Here is a 16,411-nt window from a genome sequence, read left to right as displayed (position 1 = left end):
AGCACTAGCCAGTCTCCCACTCTTGCAGCAACTGCTGTAATTCTTGCAAAAATGATTGGGTCGCAAAGCCCAATGCTTGAAGAGGAACACGATATTCCTGTTGAATCACCAAAAAGCTACTAAACATTTTATGCTGGACCTCAAAACCGAGGTTTTTCCAAACACTCCAGGAAAAACTGACTATTCGTTTTTCTTTCTTTTCGTACGTGCACAAATACACTCGTTCAACGCCAAAAAGCAGTCCCGCATTCGCTTGCTTGCCAGTCATCTTTGACGTTAGCAACGCAAGAGGGGTCTCCGTTTCAGGCACTTGAAAACTAGCGAGGACTTGTCTTTGCCATTGCCTTGGTAGCACTTGTCTTTCTCCAGAAAAATAGAACAAAAAATTTTGCTCTTGCAAAAAAGCATTCAAACGAGTTTGTCGCTCCTTGACTGGATCGCGTGGCGCCCGCTGAATCAAAGACGTCTGATTCATTGCCGCTTGCTTTGACTGCTTGTGATTACTTGAACCCCCTGCCGCTGAGGAGTTTCCCAGGGGAAGAGGATCCATCGTTTGGTTGGCAGCAGCTGATTGACTGATTTTCTTCAGCAAAACAGCAAGGTGCGTCAACGAAAGCTGTTTTGCTGTCATAGGATTGGCATGCGGGCTTTTGGTAGGATCGAAGGACCGTTTGATCACCATTTTCCCACGACAATACAGACAAATCGCCGTGCCAGCGTCCCAATTGACTTCTAGTTCTCCTAAGCAGTGGGGGCATTGAATCGGAATAATATCCATTGAATCATCCTTTCGTTTCGATACAGGTATCGGAGCTATCCGTGGTAAAGATACGGATCGTATTCCAGCTGAAAAACGCCAGCAGCACTAGAAGCGATATGCCATAAAAACCGAAATACCAAGTCAGGAATGTTAAAAAAAGGATCAAGGCGAATTCATACGCCATGTTTTCCAGACTGCTGTAAAATACTGTCTGTCGGACGAGTTTCTTCCTACGCGTTTCAAAAGCTTTCTTCACTGCAGTTGCTGATGCATCCGATTGACTCAATGCCTGAGAAAGTTCTGCTTTGAATTTGCCGTACTCTGAGAAAAACTTGACCTCTGGTACGAGCAAGAAATACCAAGTCACGACACAAGCAATCAGCAAGATGACCGCTGAAACAATCAGACTAAAGGCAACGGCAGGCATTAAAAATCCACCAAAAAAAAGATTCAAGAACGTTCCTGAAAGCATACCTAACAATAAAAATATACAGAAAGAATTTCCAAGGATCCTGCTGGTTTTGGAAAAACTTTTCTTCACTTGCACCAGCTGTTCACATTCAGGAAGCTGGGTTGGAAAGAGACGTTCAGCATCGGTGCCATCAGCCACGAAAGAATAGGTTTGGTTTCCGTATTTGAATTCGCCAATGTAATAAGGAAAATACAGTTTTTCCGTATCACATTGTTTCGGAAAAAGAGTCAGTTGAACCTCATTGGCAACATCTGCTCCCACCAAATGGTCTTTGGCTTTTGCTTCAAAGACTTCCATTAGATGGGTATCAGAGAGTGCCGCTTCTCTGGAAATATCAAAGGGCAGCACCTGAGCGCCTTGGCTAAGTGCCGAAAACTGCTGCATATCCGTGCAATAGGCGGCTCCTTTTTGAAGATGCAGCGGCAGCTTACCATTGATACTGTAATCCGCTTCTTTTTGGGTATCCGTAGGGAAATATTCATTGAAAATTGTTGTGTTCCCGCTGTTATGTAAAGAAATATCGGCAGTAATGCGCCCACTCCCCCTCTGCTGTTCCTCGTGGACATAGCTCCCTCTCACTTGAGCATCATAAGCAATTTGAAAGTAATACATCGGGATAAATACACGTTTTAGATGAACCATCTCTAGCTCAAAAAAGATACTTTCCGAGATGGTCTCTTGCCATGCTAGTTTATTTTTTAACGCCGCTTCACATGCCTTTTCATCATAGGCAAACGGATAAAACCCTTCTTTGACAGTCCCTTGAATGTGTGGCAACTCTTTAAGCGAGACGACTTGTTTTGTTTGTTCCTGGTTTTTTTGTTCCGGTTTGATCAACAGCTCATTTAAACAATACTGACAGACTGCTTTCCCTGAGTCCCAATCAACTTCTAGACGTCCCAGACAGCTGGGACATTGGATTTGGGTGATTTTCATTTTTTCTCCTTTTTTATGAATCGTTTTTTCTTTTCAACAAGATGGTTTATCAAAGAAACCGAAGAATGTTCCAAATAAGGATAACGACCACGACCACATAAGCGAGCGTATCGAGCCATTCATAAAATTTCCTCATTCTTGCAAGATGCTTTCCACGCTTCTCGTAGTTTGCTAAAAAAGCTGTCCCAGTTTTCTTACCTAATAATTCTCTTTGGAGCTCATCTCTAAATTTTTGGACTGTTTTGAGGTACTGTTCTTTTAGAAAGTGCAACACTATCCCCGATACTACCCAATAAACTGCAGTTGGCAGGGAACTCATGACAATTCCCCCTATGACAGCCCTAAATACTCTTCCTAGAGGAAGCCATTCAGAAATGAATAGCGCCAAGATCATCAGGATCACACCTAACGTAAAAAAGAGTACGGAGGACCAGCCAAAAACCTTACGAGCTTTTGAAAAATTCGCAACCGTTTGATAGGTAGCTTGGCACTGTGGGATAATCGGCAGCTTCATTCGGTCAGGATCTTTGCCGTCGATCGCAAATTCAAAGGATTGCTCTTGGTACTTGAAGGTGCCCATATACAGGGGAAAGTAGAGCTCTTCTGTAGCACAGCTGATCAGGGAAAGATTTAGGTGCAGCTCTTTTAGATGATCGGCAGATTCTTTCTTCTGGATCACCGCATTCGCATGAGCTCTCAATTCCGCTTGTTTTTCAGAACCAAAGAGCGCCTGCTCTTGCTCAATATCAAAGGGAAAAACATGAATAGCATGTGCTGAGACTAGCTGTTGAAATTCCTTTTGATCGGTATTAAAGTGCGGTTTTCTTTTCATTTCATCATTGACCTCAAAGCTCTGAGGAATTTCTTGTTCGATCACCTCCGAACTGCCGCATTGATAGAATATAACCGTCTCACCTGAATGGTCGCCTCGCTTCTTTTCCCACGTGGTCGTATGCGAGCCTGCCCATGCAATGGAATGGGTATCGTAGCCAAAGGCCCCCTCCCAGTGCATCGTATAGGTCACCTGAAATTCATAAATCGGAATAAAATATCGTTTTACCTCGCTGACTTCAAGATGAACGATAATGTCCTCAGGAACTGATTCCTGTTGGATCAGCCATTTTTTCAAGGCATTTGCTACCTCGTCTTCATTAAAGGCAAACGAATAAAACCCTTCTTTGACTTTTTGAAAAACTACGGGAGCCTGTTCATTCGAAGCTTCTTGCGTTTGTTTTGGCGGCGACTGTAGGACTGACTTAGTTAAGCAATACTGGCAGACTGCTTTTCCTGTCTCCCAGTCAACGGTTAACTGACCCAAGCAGCTGGGACATTGGATTTGTGTGATTTTCATTGCTACTCCTTTTGCACATACTGATTTTCTTATCAATGAAGTGGCTTAGTTGCACATGAGGGGGAATGTCTTTTTTATGGTGTTATTTGGGGAAAGCCGCTTGTTTGCAGGTATTTGCTCGATTTCATCCGTTTGTTCAAAGCGTCTTTTTCTAGTAATGAAGTAAATACGTGTATTAGGACCAAGAGCTGTTTAGCAAAAAAAGCAAATACAAACGAAAAAAAACCTTTCTACATCATTTTATAATAAAAATTTCCGTAAATCTATTTATTATTGATAAAAATCTATTGGTTTGCTAGTTGAACTCCCTCCATACGTTCAGCAACCCTTGCTAGCCGGTTATTGATGGCGGATACGTTAGTAAAAATGTTATAATTAAATTATTCACAAGAAAGGAAATGGAAAAAAGTATGGGGATATTTATTTTTGTTGTTGGTTTTTTGACAATGGTTGTAAGCGGAATCTTTTTTGTTCTTAGTTTGATCAAGAAAAAGTCGCTTCGCAACAAAATCGTTATTTTTATGGGTGGTTTTCTCTTATTGATTGGCGGAGCACTAATGACTCCAGCAGCAACACCGGAGCTTCACGTAGATGAAGCAGAACTGGTTACCAACGAACAAGGCGAAGCGGCGATTACGGGTCAAACCAACCCAGAAGCGCAACTGACGATCAACGGGGTGGAGGTTTCGCTGGCGGACGAAACATTTTCTTACACCGTGCAACTTGAAGATGAAGAGGAACAGGAATTTACTCTCCAAGCCTCAATGGGTGGAAGCGCCAAAGAAGAAGTCGTCACCGTCAAACCTTCTCGCGCATTTCTAGCGAATTTACAAGCTGAAAGACAAGAACAAGCAGCACTGGAAAAAGCTGAGACGGCACTGGCGCTTGCCGAAACCCAGCCAAACCAAAAGAATTATGACGAAGCCGTGACGCTGATTCATGCTTTAAGTAAAACCTACGAAAATTTTGCTACCCGGCTAGCTGTAGTTGAAGAACACCTTGCCATCGGCAAAGCCCTTGATACCGCTGAAGCTTCTCTTGAGCGCAAGGATTTCGATCAGGCAAAAGAATTGGTCGCACAAGCAGTGTTGAACAAGGAAACGTTTGAAAGTCGGTTATCCACTGTAGAAACTAAGATTTCTGAGAAAGAAGCAGAAGCCCTCGTTGCAGAAGCTGTCCAAGCGGTGGAAGCGGCAGAGGCGGAGCCGACAAAAGATACCCTTGCTCGTGCAGAAGATGCTGTCGCTCGTCTCAAGACCCCCGATGAGGAATTAGCTACTCGAACAAAAACAGTGGCGCAAACGATCGCTGCCAACGAACAAGCAGCCGCTCAAGCCAAGGCGGAGGAAGAACGGCAGGCAGCCGCCGCTGTGCCAGAACAAAGTCAGCCAGTCGCTGCTAGCAATCAAGCCCAAACGTCGGTCCTCGTTACACCAACAGGTTCGAAATATCATACGAGAAAATGCGGCAACGGTACCTACACGCCTGCCACTTTAGCAGAAGCGCAAAGTCGCGGACTTACTCCTTGCGCAAAATGTTTTCCGTAATAGTCACTAATATTTTGCAACGAAAAAAAACAAACCTCATTTTTGTCTAAGGTTTGTCTGCAGTCTAAAGTGGTTGTCTCGTCGGAGGCAGCTGCTTTTTTATCACTTGCTATTTCTCATCGTAAGAAAACTCGTACTCGTTTTGTTCATCATCGATCAGACGCTTGTCATTGTTGTCCACCATTTTGAATACTTTCTCAAAATCATCGCCAGTCATGCGCACTTCCTTTTTCTCTTGATCAATGATCACTTGGGCATTTGTCACTTCAAAGGTGTGCATAGTGCCGATGTCTGCCGCAGTCAGTGCTTTGCTTTTGGGAAACTCTGCTTGCAGTGTTTCGTTGATCTGCACTAATTGCGCCTCTTGTTCTTCTACCAAGTCCGCAGGTTCCTGATTCGGATCGACCAAAAAACTCAGCGTTTTATTGACAGTGATCCTTCCATCTTCAAATAGATACAAAGCATATTGTTGATGACTGTTGCTATTGGTCAATACTTGATTTGCAGCTGCAGAGTCAACCCCTGCGCGGCTGCAGCTTGCCAAAAAAAATAGCACCGCCAAACAAACGGTAGCAAACATTCTTCTACCTAACTTGCTTTTCGTTTTCATTTTTCCCCTCCTCGTTTTCCCTAAGTTTCCTTCTTTCATGATTTTTCGCAAACCCGTGGGTTTGTGTTTCCTGTCAAATTTAGTTATTTTCAGTATAGCATAAACAATTTGCTTTTATAGCTTTTTTTTATAGTGAGATTAATTTCACGCGCAAAAAAACCAACCTTGTCGAGACAAGATCGGCTTTCTTTAGGATTGATTCGTTGAGATCTTTGAACGTTCTCGCTGGGATATGATCGCTGCCTATTGTCCAATTAGTCCGACAACAAGCCCTAAAACGATCACTCCTAGAAACCCATTCACAAGGTGCAGCCCAACTAATTTACGGGACTGTCCCGAGTAAACAGCCATCACGAAGGTGGCGACCCCATACACCCCTAGCCACAATAAGCAAGCGACTTGCAAGGAGGTCATCAGCCAACCATCATGATCGAATGTGGCAAACCAATAGACGACTTGATAGGTCGCTGCCGATAAGAGAATCCCACCAACAATCGTGCCGCCAAAGGTAAAGAGCATGTCACCGGTCGTCATCTGCTGACCGTCCATCTTCTCTGCCATTCCTGATTCTTTCGCCCAAAACTTGCCCCACTTATGCATCGGGTTGTAAAGCAGACTTTCCACCACAACCCAGCTGAGGGTGCCGAAAATCAATGTCCAAAAATTAACCATTTTCGTATTCTCCTTTACTTTATTTTTAGCCATGTTCCTGAGAAGCGAAAAAATAGCCAAGCGGGCTGTTCCTTCTCCATCAGTTTATGCCTTAAGGGAGGGTTCTTCAACTTTTTCCACTGGTGTCCCCTATTTTTCGATGGTTCCAATAAAAACTAAGAAAAATGATCGTATACAGCAATGCGGTGAAACCTGTAACCGCTAATGGGTTAGTGATCAAGATTCCGGCAAACAGCAAAAGCAACGCAAGGATCGCCCCACCCAAAAAAATCGTATAGCCCATTTTCTTCTGCTTGCGTACCAAAACAAACGCCGCCACACTGATCAACAACCAAATCAGTAATACAGTATACGACAGGGAGCCTGCCAGATAATTGAAGAGTTTGTCGCCTAAAAAGTAAGAAAGAACGACTCCAAGATATAAAGTACCGCTGCAAAACATGATCGCTCGTTGGGGCACGCTGTTTTTATTCAGCATCGTGAAGCGGCTTTTTTTCTGGCCATTGTTGCTTAACCGGAAAAACAACGTTCTTGAAGAAGCATAGACCCCAGAATTGATGGAGGAAAACAAGGCCAAAATGATCACTAAATTAACGATGTCGGAAGCAAAAGGCACATGGATTTTTTGAAACACCATTACAAAGGGACTGACATTTGGATCTGCTAATTGATTCCACGGATAAATGATCAGTAAAAGAAACATGGGAATGATGTAAAAAGCGGCAATCCGAGTCATTACTCCTTTGATTGCTTGAGGGATCGCTTTTTTTGGATTTTCTGCTTCACTAATCGTGATGGCTACTAACTCAGAACCGCCATAAGAATAGATTACGACCAATAAAGAATTGATAAATCCTTTGAGACCGTGAGGGGCAAAACCACCATAGTCTGTCATTTGTCTCATCGTCGGTAAAAAGCCCAGATCAAAGACTTGCGTGGCAACCAGATAGAGACCCACCAAGATCAGCACAATCACCACACTGATTTTGGCCCACGAAAGCCAGTATTCCGTTTCTGCAAACAAGCGGACCGAAAACAAATTGATGATGGTCGTGAGTAGTGCCAAAATCAAAACAAAGATCCAAGCTGGAATATTGGGAAACCACAGCTGCAAAAAGCTTGCGGCAGCAACTGCTTCGGCGATGATGTTGATCATCCACATTGACCAGTAGATCCAATCAATGAAATCAGCTGTATGCAAGCCAAGATACGGCTGGACTAAGCCCGAAAGGCCATGTTGTTTTTGGTCAGATAAAACCAACTGTCCCAGTCCTGTCATGACGACAAATAAGATCAGCCCACAAAAAATAAACGCTAGCAAGACCGCAGGCCCCGCTAACTGGATCGCTTCCCCACTGCCTTTGAATAGGCCGGCACCGATTGCGCCACCTAGTGCCAACATAGTGATGTGCCTGGTTTTCATCTGTTTTTTTAATTGATTTTTTTCTGTCATACGTTCCTCCTCGAAAACCGTTGATCCTTCATACACAGTGATTCTCTCACTGTTGCTATTTTTAATTATATGAATGATTTTTTTTAACTACCTCATAGAGAATACCAGACGTTTCTGCTATTGCAACTAAGAATTGAAAAAATTATCTATTTTTTCTGAAAATTCTATCATCCTCTAATCTTTTTCACCCAAATCAAATCTTGGCGAACTTTTCTTTAGGTGAAGGTACTAAAAAAAGCCATCTCCCAACATGTGGGAAATGACTTTCTGTCCGTTTCTTCAAGCAGGCTCGATGATCAATGGGTCGTAACCAACTCGTCTTTGATAGCGTCAGGGAGATCTTGCTCGGTCACCTCTTGATACGACTCCACATGTTTGCCCTTTGCATCAAGCTCTAGGTAGGCATTTTCTTTTAATTTTTGTGGTGCCCAAAACGTGATTTTTATTTTTTGTCCATCTTCATTGATTCCTTCTTGCGTATATTCATAGGCATCATGTTCTTGCGGCACGCCATACTCATCGGATGTTTTGACATAAACCTTTTTCTCCGGTACGAAAGGATTGAAACGATCCACCAGCTGAACCAGTTCGCTGGAATCATCTTTCGTAAAATAAGACCATGTAACCAATGTGACGGTCCCGATCGTTAACACGAGCAGGATCATACTAATTGCTTTTTTCAAGTGATTGTCCTCCGTTTTTTCTATCTGCCTTCAGTATAAAAAAACAAGCGATAAATATAATCAAACTTAAGACGTATTTTTCCGTCGGTCATTGTAACTAAGGTATCAATGGAATATTTTCTGCTTTTTCCACCTAAATGTATAGACAAACAACTAAGTTACTCCTACAAAAACGTCCCTTCTCACAGGAAGACCAGACTGTTTAATAAGTATCGTGATTTTTCATTCTTTGTAGTAAACTAAACTACAACAACTTACTTTTAAATACTCATGATTGAAAACTATAGAAAATCGAGGTGTCCCATGCTAGAAATCAAACTGATCGATCAAGAACACCAAGCTGATATCCGCTTGAAAAACGAACCCTTCTCCTTATGGGGGAAAATGCTGCCGTCTTATAATGAGGGCAACTGGCAGTACACAATCTGTAAATTTGCACCTGAAGACATTCAGACGATGCGTTTCCCAGATGAAAATTATTGCTATGATGAAATGAGCCGAAACAGTCTGTTTATCGGTGCTTATGATGATGGAAAATGCATCGGCTTAGCGATCGTTCAAGACGCTTTTTTCAAGTATCTGTACCTCTATGACTTAAAGGTCAACACAGACTACCGCAAGCAAGGAATCGGTCAACTGTTGATCCAACAGGCACTGAAAGCGGCCCTTGCCAAAGACTATCGCGGCATCTATACACAAGCGCAGGACAACAATCCTTCTGCCTGTCTGTTTTACTTGCGAGCAGGCTTTCGTATCGGAGGCCTGGATACGGAGGTGTACAAAGGAACCAATCAGGAAGGCAAAAGTGACATTTTGTTTTATTTGGATGCAGCGGAAACGGCAGGCAAAAAATAGCTGAAAAAAGAAAAAAATTCCTCCTGCCAGATGGTACACTTAAGGCAACAATGTTTTAGAAGGTGAGGAAGAAGAATGTACGTAGGATTTGATATTGGCGGAACAAGTATTAAATATGGGGTTTTAGATGAAACCGGAGCGATCCTTGAAAAATCAGCGATCCCTACTAGCTATGAGCCAGCCCAGTTTTATCAGGATCTACTCACGATCATCGAAGATGCCCAGAGCCGCCACACGATTGATGGCATTGGGATCAGCGCCCCCGGGATCGTTCAAAAAGACGGGTTTATGTTAACGGCTGGAGCAATCAAATCGTTATATGGTGAAAATTTTAAAGCAGTCTTGGAAGCGCGTACAGGATTGCCGGTGGCGGTGGAAAATGATGCCAATGCAGCAGCGATTGCTGAAAAATGGATCGGGAATGCGCAAGAGGTAGCCAACTATTTGTGTCTTGTCCTAGGCACTGGTGTAGGCGGTGGGATCGTAATCAATAATCAAGTCTACCGAGGTGCTCATGGCATGGCTGGTGAATTTGGTTGGATGGTGATCGATCAGCTGCCAGAAGAAGGCAATATCGAGGAAAGTTCCATCAATAAAAAAACTGCCGTCGTGGGCGGCTTGATTCGCCTCTACAATTTATCTGGCGCAGCAGTTCCTGGCTTTGAACCCACCCAAGACGCCAAAGAGATTTTTGACCGCGCGCAGCAAGGCGAAGCATTGGCGTTGAAGCTGACGGACCAATTTCTGACGGATCTGTCTGTAGGGTTGATCAATTTGATTAGCTGTTTTGACCCAGAATTGGTATTGATCGGCGGCGGCATCAGTGCCAATCCTTATTTCTGGGAACGCCTGCAGGCTCGCTTGACGATCACGGAAACACGGCATGAAGCGATCAATTATTTGCGCGGACAAACCATCGCGCCTGTTCGTCCAGCGAAGCTAAAAAACGATGCCGGCTTGATCGGCGCAGTCTATCAGATCCACCAACAGCTGCACCGTTAAAAGTTCGGATATGCTATACTGGTGTAAATTGATTATCTAGGACAGCGAGGAACCAGCATGGCGCTTTTTGAACAATTAAACTTGAACAAGCTCTCTGCGGTAGAACAAGAAATCTACCGTTTTATCGTCAATCACTTAGAAAAGATCCCGTATATGCGTGTGCGCGACATTGCCGATGATGCTCATGTCTCTTCGACTTCGGTCTTTCGTTTTATTCAAAAAGTCGGCTTTCAGTCGTTTCCAGAATTTCGCTTCTATATCAAAAATCATTTAGAAAAAGCCCATTTTGACGCGCATCCTGAACACTTAGGTTTAGAAGCGCGCATCAAAGGCTTGAATATGCAGATCTTCCACCCTGATGCGGAATACCAAATACGAAAACTTGCCGAAGCGATGCGGGATGCCGATTTGATCTTATTTATGGGGATGGGGGCATCCGGTGCGATCGCGCAATACGTTGCCCGCAAGCTAGCCAGTCTCGGTTACTTTAGTATCAGCATTGATGAGCTGACCTACCCAATCAAAAGCTTTTTGCGAAAAGATCAAAAAAATGTTTTGGTTTTTCTGAGTGTCTCTGGTGAAACCAAAGAACTGATCGAAGTCATTACCGGTTTAGACAATCAAGCGATCGTGCAGAAATACTGCATTACCCCTAATCGGGAAAGTACGTTGGCACGCCTGTGCGATTATTCGATCGAGTATGCGATCAAAGAGGAACGCAAAGACATCTTTCTTGATTTGACTAGTCAATTGCCTTCAGTAGCGATTTTAGAAACACTGATCGGCTATTTACAAGATTATCGTTCCAACCCTTGATGGTTCAGTTTACTGAACCATCTTTTTTTGTAACACTGTGTTCCGGATGCGGAATTTTTTTCATTTCTTGAGAGATATGTACGGAATCCGTATCCGCTTACTTTTAGCCGCTTTCATTCGCTATAATGATGGCATCAATTAAGGAAAGGTGTTATTATTATGCAAAAATTCAATGACCTGTTAGACCGCTCGTTGGTACCAATCGCAACAAAGTTGAACAATCAACGCCACGTAGCAGCGATCCGGGATGCATTCATGCTGATTTTCCCACTGACCATCGCTTCTTCTCTCGTTATTTTGGTCAACAATATTTTATTTTCCAATGAAAGTTTCATCGTGCAATTATTTCAACTGAATCGGCTTTTTCCTAATCTGGAAAGCGCCCAGCAAGTTCTAGCTTCCGTGGCGAACGGGACCATCAACATCATGAGTTTATTCATTGCGTTTCTTGTTGCCCAACTTTTAGCCAAGCATTTCCAAGCAGATGCTACGCTAGTTGGTTTGACAAGTGTCGCTGCCTTTATGATCTTGTACCCGACCTCGTTTGCAGTAGATGATGTCAATGTGATCTCTACACAATATTTAGGCGCCCAAGGGTTGTTCGTAGCTATGATCGTGGCTTGTTTGGTCGGTGAATTCTTACCCAAGCTTTTCAAGGTCAAACGATTGCAGATCAAAATGCCTGAAATGGTACCACCAGCTGTTTCCCGTTCCTTTTCTGGCATGATTCCGATCGTGATCATCGTGGCAGTCACTGCTTTGATCAATTTCTTAGTTTTAATGATTGCACCGGAAGGCATCAATGAACTGATTTACAACGGGATCCAAAGTCCATTGCGGGATCTGGGGGGCAATGTCGTCGGTGTCTTGATCTTGGCATTCTTGCAAACCACGTTGTTTGCGATCGGGATCCATGGACCAAACACATTGAATGCGGTTCGTTCAGCGATTTTTACCGAACAAGATCTAGCTAACCTAGACTTTATCAACCAGGGCGGCTCCTTGTGGGACGTTCCTTACAAAGAAACCTGGGGCGTTTTAAATGATATGTTCGCAAATATGGGCGGAACTGGTATGACATTGGGCTTGATCATTGCGATCTTCATCGCTTCAAAACGTCCAGAACAACGTGAGATCGCTAAGATGTCCTTAGTTCCAGGAATTTTCCAAATCAATGAACCGATGATCTTCGGTCTACCGATCGTCTTGAATCCAATCATGATCATTCCGTTTATTTTGACACCAATGGTCAATATTTTGGTGGGTTATTTTGTCACTGTTGTCTGGCCGATCATGCCGACCCCAGCGATTGGGGTACCATGGACGACCCCAGGAATCATTAATCTCTTTTTAGGAACTGGAGGAAATGCGATCGCTGCGGTTGTCGGTGTCGTTTGTCTTGCGATTTCGGTCTTGATCTATTTGCCTTTCGTGATCGCCTCTAACCGTTCCCAGAAAGTAGAATTATAAGCAAACGAATGAGTCGAGGAGGAATGAAATTTATGTCCGCAAAAATGCCGAAAGATTTTTTATGGGGCGGCGCGATCGCTGCCCATCAAGCGGAAGGCGCTTGGAATGTTGCTGGCCGTGGAATGAGTACCGCCGATGTCATGACGGCCGGTGGCAACGGTATTCCCCGTAAAATCACCAAAGGAGTCATTGAAGGGGAATATTACCCGAACCATGAAGCCATTGACTTTTATCACCGTTACAAAGAAGATATCCAGTTATTCAAAGAACTGGGCTTGAAATGTCTACGGACATCGATTTCTTGGAGCCGGATCTATCCAACTGGAACAGAAGAAGAACCAAATGAAGCCGGTCTCCAATACTACGATGATCTTTTCGACGAATTGCAGGCAAATGGCATCGAACCCGTCATCACTTTGTCTCACTTTGAAATGCCTTATGCCCTCTATGAAGAATTTGGTGGGTTTGCTAACAAAGAAGTGATTCCCCTCTTTGTCAAATTCGCTAAGACTGTTTTTCAACGGTATCATGACAAAGTGACGTATTGGATGACTTTCAATGAGATCAATAATCAAGCAGATGGGCAAGAGCCGCTGCACGTTTGGACCAATTCTGCCATGATCATCGAGGATGACAGTCAAAAAGAAGCACTCGTCTTTCAAGCGGGCGTCAATGAGTTGATTGCCAGCGCGGCAGCCGTGATCGAAGGCAAAAAAATCAATCCAGAGTTTCAGATTGGTTGTATGATGGCCTATGTCCCGGTCTACCCCTACTCTTGTGCGCCAGCTGATTTGATGGCATCCGTCAAAGCCAATGAACGGCGCTATTTTTACAGCGACGTCCACGTACGAGGCAAGATCCCAACCTATGTGCAAAAATATTGGGCAAAAAAAGGCATCACGATTGAGATCACGCCCGAGGAACAAGCGCTATTAAAAGCAGGAACCGTTGATTATATTGGGTTCAGCTATTACATGTCAGGAACGATCTCAACCCTTGATGAAGTGGCTGGCACACCAACTGAGGATATCCCGGGAGCAAAAATCGTGAGTAATCCTTATATCAGTGCTTCTGATTGGGGCTGGCCTATCGATCCAGTCGGGTTGCGCTATGTGTTAAATACGATCTATCAACGCTATGACTTGCCGCTATTTATCGTAGAAAATGGCTTTGGTGCTTACGATCAATTAACCGATGAACAGCAAGTCCATGATGATTACCGCATCACTTACCTGAAAGAGCATATCGAACAGATGGAAAAAGCGGTGGTTGAAGATGGTGTACCGCTATTAGGTTATACGCCTTGGGGGATCATTGATATCGTCAGCTTCGGCAGCGGCGAAATGGAGAAACGCTATGGCATGATCTATGTCGACAAAGACAATACCGGCAAAGGAACCTTGAATCGTTTGAAAAAAGATTCCTTTGCGTGGTACCAGCAAGTAATCGCCTCTAATGGTGAAACGCTCTAATTACTGCTTCCATGACTAACACAAAAACCGCCCCCTCGTTTCGCCATCCTCCTTTTTACATTAGGAGCCTGGCAACGAGGGGCGTTTTTTTTATTAAAGAGGTGCGCCATTGCGAGGATGGCTTTTCTTATCATCACTAAACACTACCTCGATGCTTGTGGTACACTATAGCTATTCATTTACTTTTACGTTAAGGAGGAACTGCATGAAGCCGATATTTCGTCCGATCCAATCTCAAGATGATGCGCCATTAGCTGCTATCATTCGCAAAAGCTTGACCGACCACCAGTTGGCGGTTCCAGGAACTGCCTATTTTGATCCCGAGTTAGACCACTTAAGTGAATTTTATGCAGCAGATCCTGCTAGCCGCCATTATTTTGTCGTCACTAATGAATCGGGTACCCTTTTAGGCGGCGGTGGTCTTGCCGCTTATGATTCAGAAGGGCAAATCGCCGAGCTGCAAAAATTTTATCTCAGTGATGCTGCCAAAGGGCAGCGCCTCAGCTATCCCTTGCTGGCGAATATCGAGGCCAAAGCTGTTGAACTAGGTTATCGGCAACTCTATTTAGAATCCCATCATTCTCTAGAAGCAGCCTTGCATGTCTATCAAAAAGCCGGCTATCGCGCATTGTGCCAGCCACTATTGGCAGCACAGCATACCACGATGGATCGCTTTTATGTGAAAACACTCGTTGAAGAAAACGAATAGAAAAGCAGCCATTCCTTGATCGCTAGGAATGGCTGCTTTTCCGTTATCCTTGTCCATAATAAGCATGTTCGCCATGCTTGCGGAAATAATGTTTATCCAGCAAATAATCAGCGATCGGTGTTCGATCCAAGGTCAAAGCTTCGGTACCTAGTGCCATTTCTGCAACCTCTTCTAAAACAATACTATTGCTGACCGCTTGTTCCGCAGATTGCCCCCAAGTAAAGGGACCGTGTCCCGCTGTGAGGACAGCTGGGCATGCAAGCGGATCTAATCCCCGCTTTTCAAACGTCTCGACAATGACTTTGCCGGTTTCTTTTTCATAGTCTGCCGTTACCTCAGAGGCCCGTAATGGTCGTGTACAAGGGACACTACCATAAAAAGTATCCGCATGCGTCGTTCCATATGCAGGAATGTCTCGCTGTGCTTGCGCCCATTTTACCGCATTTGTCGAATGCGTATGGACGATCGCCTTGACGCCTTCGAAGTGCTTATACAATAGCGCATGGGTTTTGATATCCGAGGAAGGCTTCAACGTCTTCGCCTCTTTCGGTGTTCCCGTTAAGTCGCAAACCACCATTGAATCAACCGTCATCGTCTGATAATCAACACCACTTGGTTTAATGACGATAATCCCTAAATCTCGATCAATCTCACTGACATTTCCCCAAGTCAGCTTTACTAGCCCTTCCTCAGGCAGTCTCTTATTGGCTTGATAAACTCGCTCTTTCATCAATTGAAGCTGATTGATCAAGGTAACCGACCTCCTTTAGTTTTGGTAATAAAAATGCTTTGGCTTGTTCAATCTCCCCAATCGGGTCAGCGCTCGTCTCACTCCACATCTCGATGACAAAAGAACCGTTATAATTCAACCGCTTCAGCGTGCGTAAGCAGCCATCAAAATCAACACACCCAGTGCCAAACGGTACTTCTTTAAACTTTCCTCGAAACTTATCTGAGACCGCCAATGTATCTTTCAAATGAATCTGGGTAATCTCGCAAATGCCTTTTTCTAATTCATAACCGACATCATTTTCTGGCCAGGCCGACAGGTTCCCGACATCTGGATAGACTTGTAGATAGGGCGAAGGGATCTGCTCCTTGATCCGTAAATACTTTGAGATAGAATTCAGAAACGGATCATCCATGATCTCTAGTGACAAAACGACCCCCTTTTCAGACGCCCTGGCGACGGCTTCTTTTAGATTGGCAATGAACCATTCTCGGCTACAAAGACTTTTTTCCTCATAATACACATCGTATCCGGCTAATTGGATGCAGCGAATACCCAAATCTGAAGCCAAGTCGATGGCTTTTTCCATCAGATGCATCGCGTGCTTGCGCTTTTTTTCATCGATCGAACCAAAGGGAAACCGCCGATGTCCACTGAGACATAAAGACAAGATTTTGATCCCCGAGTCATAGATTGCCTCGACGATCTCTTTGCGCTGTGCTTGGTTCCACTCTAGGCGTGCCAAGCGTTCATCGGATTCATCGATGGACATTTCAATGAAGTCGAAACCTCGGTCTTTGACAAACTGCAATCGTTCCGGCCAAGAAAGGGCTTTGGGTGTTGCTTTTTCATATAGACCGATCAAACTCATAG

At 44.1% G+C, this 16,411-nt stretch carries 16 protein-coding genes; 7 read left to right on the top strand and 9 right to left on the bottom strand.

Going from position 1 to position 16,411, the window contains the following annotated elements; genetic code table 11:
- Positions 1-4: 4 nt before the first annotated feature.
- The 3 genes from IGK85_RS00905 to IGK85_RS00895 are packed head-to-tail and all read right to left on the bottom strand — an operon-like array spanning position 5 to position 3,519.
- Positions 5-778, bottom strand: coding sequence for a hypothetical protein (locus tag IGK85_RS00905; RefSeq protein ID WP_008376495.1), 774 nt, complete (start codon positions 776-778; stop codon positions 5-7).
- 4 nt (positions 779-782) lie between these two features.
- Entirely contained in the window at positions 783-2,168 is a 1,386-nt protein-coding gene (locus IGK85_RS00900; RefSeq protein WP_008376497.1) for a hypothetical protein, read from the bottom strand.
- 49 nt (positions 2,169-2,217) lie between these two features.
- Positions 2,218-3,519 (bottom strand): hypothetical protein, encoded by a 1,302-nt coding sequence (locus tag IGK85_RS00895; RefSeq protein WP_008376499.1) that lies wholly within the window; start codon positions 3,517-3,519, stop codon positions 2,218-2,220.
- Positions 3,520-3,929: 410 nt separating this feature from the next.
- Here IGK85_RS00895 and IGK85_RS00890 point away from each other — a divergent pair, with 410 nt between their 5' ends.
- On the top strand, positions 3,930-5,066 hold the full coding sequence (locus tag IGK85_RS00890; RefSeq protein ID WP_008376502.1) for a hypothetical protein: 1,137 nt from the start codon (positions 3,930-3,932) through the stop codon (positions 5,064-5,066).
- Between the two features lie 109 nt (positions 5,067-5,175).
- Here the strand turns inward: IGK85_RS00890 and IGK85_RS00885 are convergent, their stop codons facing one another.
- The 4 genes from IGK85_RS00885 to IGK85_RS00870 all read right to left on the bottom strand — a co-directional run bounded on the left by IGK85_RS00885 (position 5,176) and on the right by IGK85_RS00870 (position 8,466).
- Complete coding sequence (locus tag IGK85_RS00885; RefSeq protein WP_008376504.1) at positions 5,176-5,676, bottom strand: hypothetical protein; 501 nt, start codon at positions 5,674-5,676, stop codon at positions 5,176-5,178.
- A gap of 243 nt (positions 5,677-5,919) precedes the next feature.
- Entirely contained in the window at positions 5,920-6,348 is a 429-nt protein-coding gene (locus IGK85_RS00880; protein WP_008376507.1) for a DUF1761 domain-containing protein, read from the bottom strand.
- Between the two features lie 106 nt (positions 6,349-6,454).
- A complete protein-coding gene (locus tag IGK85_RS00875) occupies positions 6,455-7,801 on the bottom strand; it encodes an amino acid permease (protein WP_008376509.1) in 1,347 nt (448 codons plus the stop codon).
- Positions 7,802-8,097: 296 nt separating this feature from the next.
- Positions 8,098-8,466 carry a YxeA family protein gene (locus IGK85_RS00870; protein ID WP_016619558.1) on the bottom strand — a complete coding sequence of 123 codons (369 nt, stop codon included), beginning with the start codon at positions 8,464-8,466 and terminating at the stop codon, positions 8,098-8,100.
- Positions 8,467-8,787: 321 nt separating this feature from the next.
- Between IGK85_RS00870 and IGK85_RS00865 the strand changes: the two genes are divergently transcribed.
- From IGK85_RS00865 to IGK85_RS00840, 6 genes are all read left to right on the top strand, one after another.
- Positions 8,788-9,339, top strand: a complete 552-nt coding sequence (locus IGK85_RS00865) for a GNAT family N-acetyltransferase (protein ID WP_008376514.1) — start codon at positions 8,788-8,790, stop codon at positions 9,337-9,339.
- Between the two features lie 75 nt (positions 9,340-9,414).
- Positions 9,415-10,341 carry an ROK family protein gene (locus IGK85_RS00860; RefSeq protein WP_008376516.1) on the top strand — a complete coding sequence of 309 codons (927 nt, stop codon included), beginning with the start codon at positions 9,415-9,417 and terminating at the stop codon, positions 10,339-10,341.
- 57 nt (positions 10,342-10,398) lie between these two features.
- Positions 10,399-11,157 carry a MurR/RpiR family transcriptional regulator gene (locus IGK85_RS00855; RefSeq protein WP_005232695.1) on the top strand — a complete coding sequence of 253 codons (759 nt, stop codon included), beginning with the start codon at positions 10,399-10,401 and terminating at the stop codon, positions 11,155-11,157.
- A 159-nt stretch (positions 11,158-11,316) separates the two neighbouring features.
- Positions 11,317-12,627, top strand: a complete 1,311-nt coding sequence (locus IGK85_RS00850; RefSeq protein ID WP_008376519.1) for a PTS sugar transporter subunit IIC — start codon at positions 11,317-11,319, stop codon at positions 12,625-12,627.
- A gap of 32 nt (positions 12,628-12,659) precedes the next feature.
- Positions 12,660-14,099: a 6-phospho-beta-glucosidase gene (locus IGK85_RS00845; protein WP_008376521.1), complete on the top strand. Its 1,440-nt coding sequence runs from the start codon at positions 12,660-12,662 to the stop codon at positions 14,097-14,099.
- A gap of 205 nt (positions 14,100-14,304) precedes the next feature.
- Positions 14,305-14,808 (top strand): GNAT family N-acetyltransferase, encoded by a 504-nt coding sequence (locus IGK85_RS00840; protein ID WP_008376523.1) that lies wholly within the window; start codon positions 14,305-14,307, stop codon positions 14,806-14,808.
- 43 nt (positions 14,809-14,851) lie between these two features.
- Here IGK85_RS00840 and araD read toward each other — a convergent pair whose 3' ends face one another.
- Entirely contained in the window at positions 14,852-15,538 is a 687-nt protein-coding gene (araD, locus tag IGK85_RS00835) for an L-ribulose-5-phosphate 4-epimerase AraD (protein WP_035006426.1), read from the bottom strand.
- Positions 15,510-16,409, bottom strand: coding sequence for an L-ribulose-5-phosphate 3-epimerase (locus tag IGK85_RS00830; protein WP_429961668.1), 900 nt, complete (start codon positions 16,407-16,409; stop codon positions 15,510-15,512). Before IGK85_RS00830 ends, araD begins: the two co-directional genes overlap by 29 nt.
- Positions 16,410-16,411 lie beyond the last annotated feature (2 nt).

The organism is Enterococcus sp. AZ015, from assembly GCF_050499225.1.
Lineage (GTDB): Bacteria > Bacillota > Bacilli > Lactobacillales > Enterococcaceae > Enterococcus_D > Enterococcus_D entomosocium.
The sequence above is the reverse complement of the archived record's forward strand: the minus strand, read 5'-3'. Positions and strand labels throughout refer to the sequence as shown.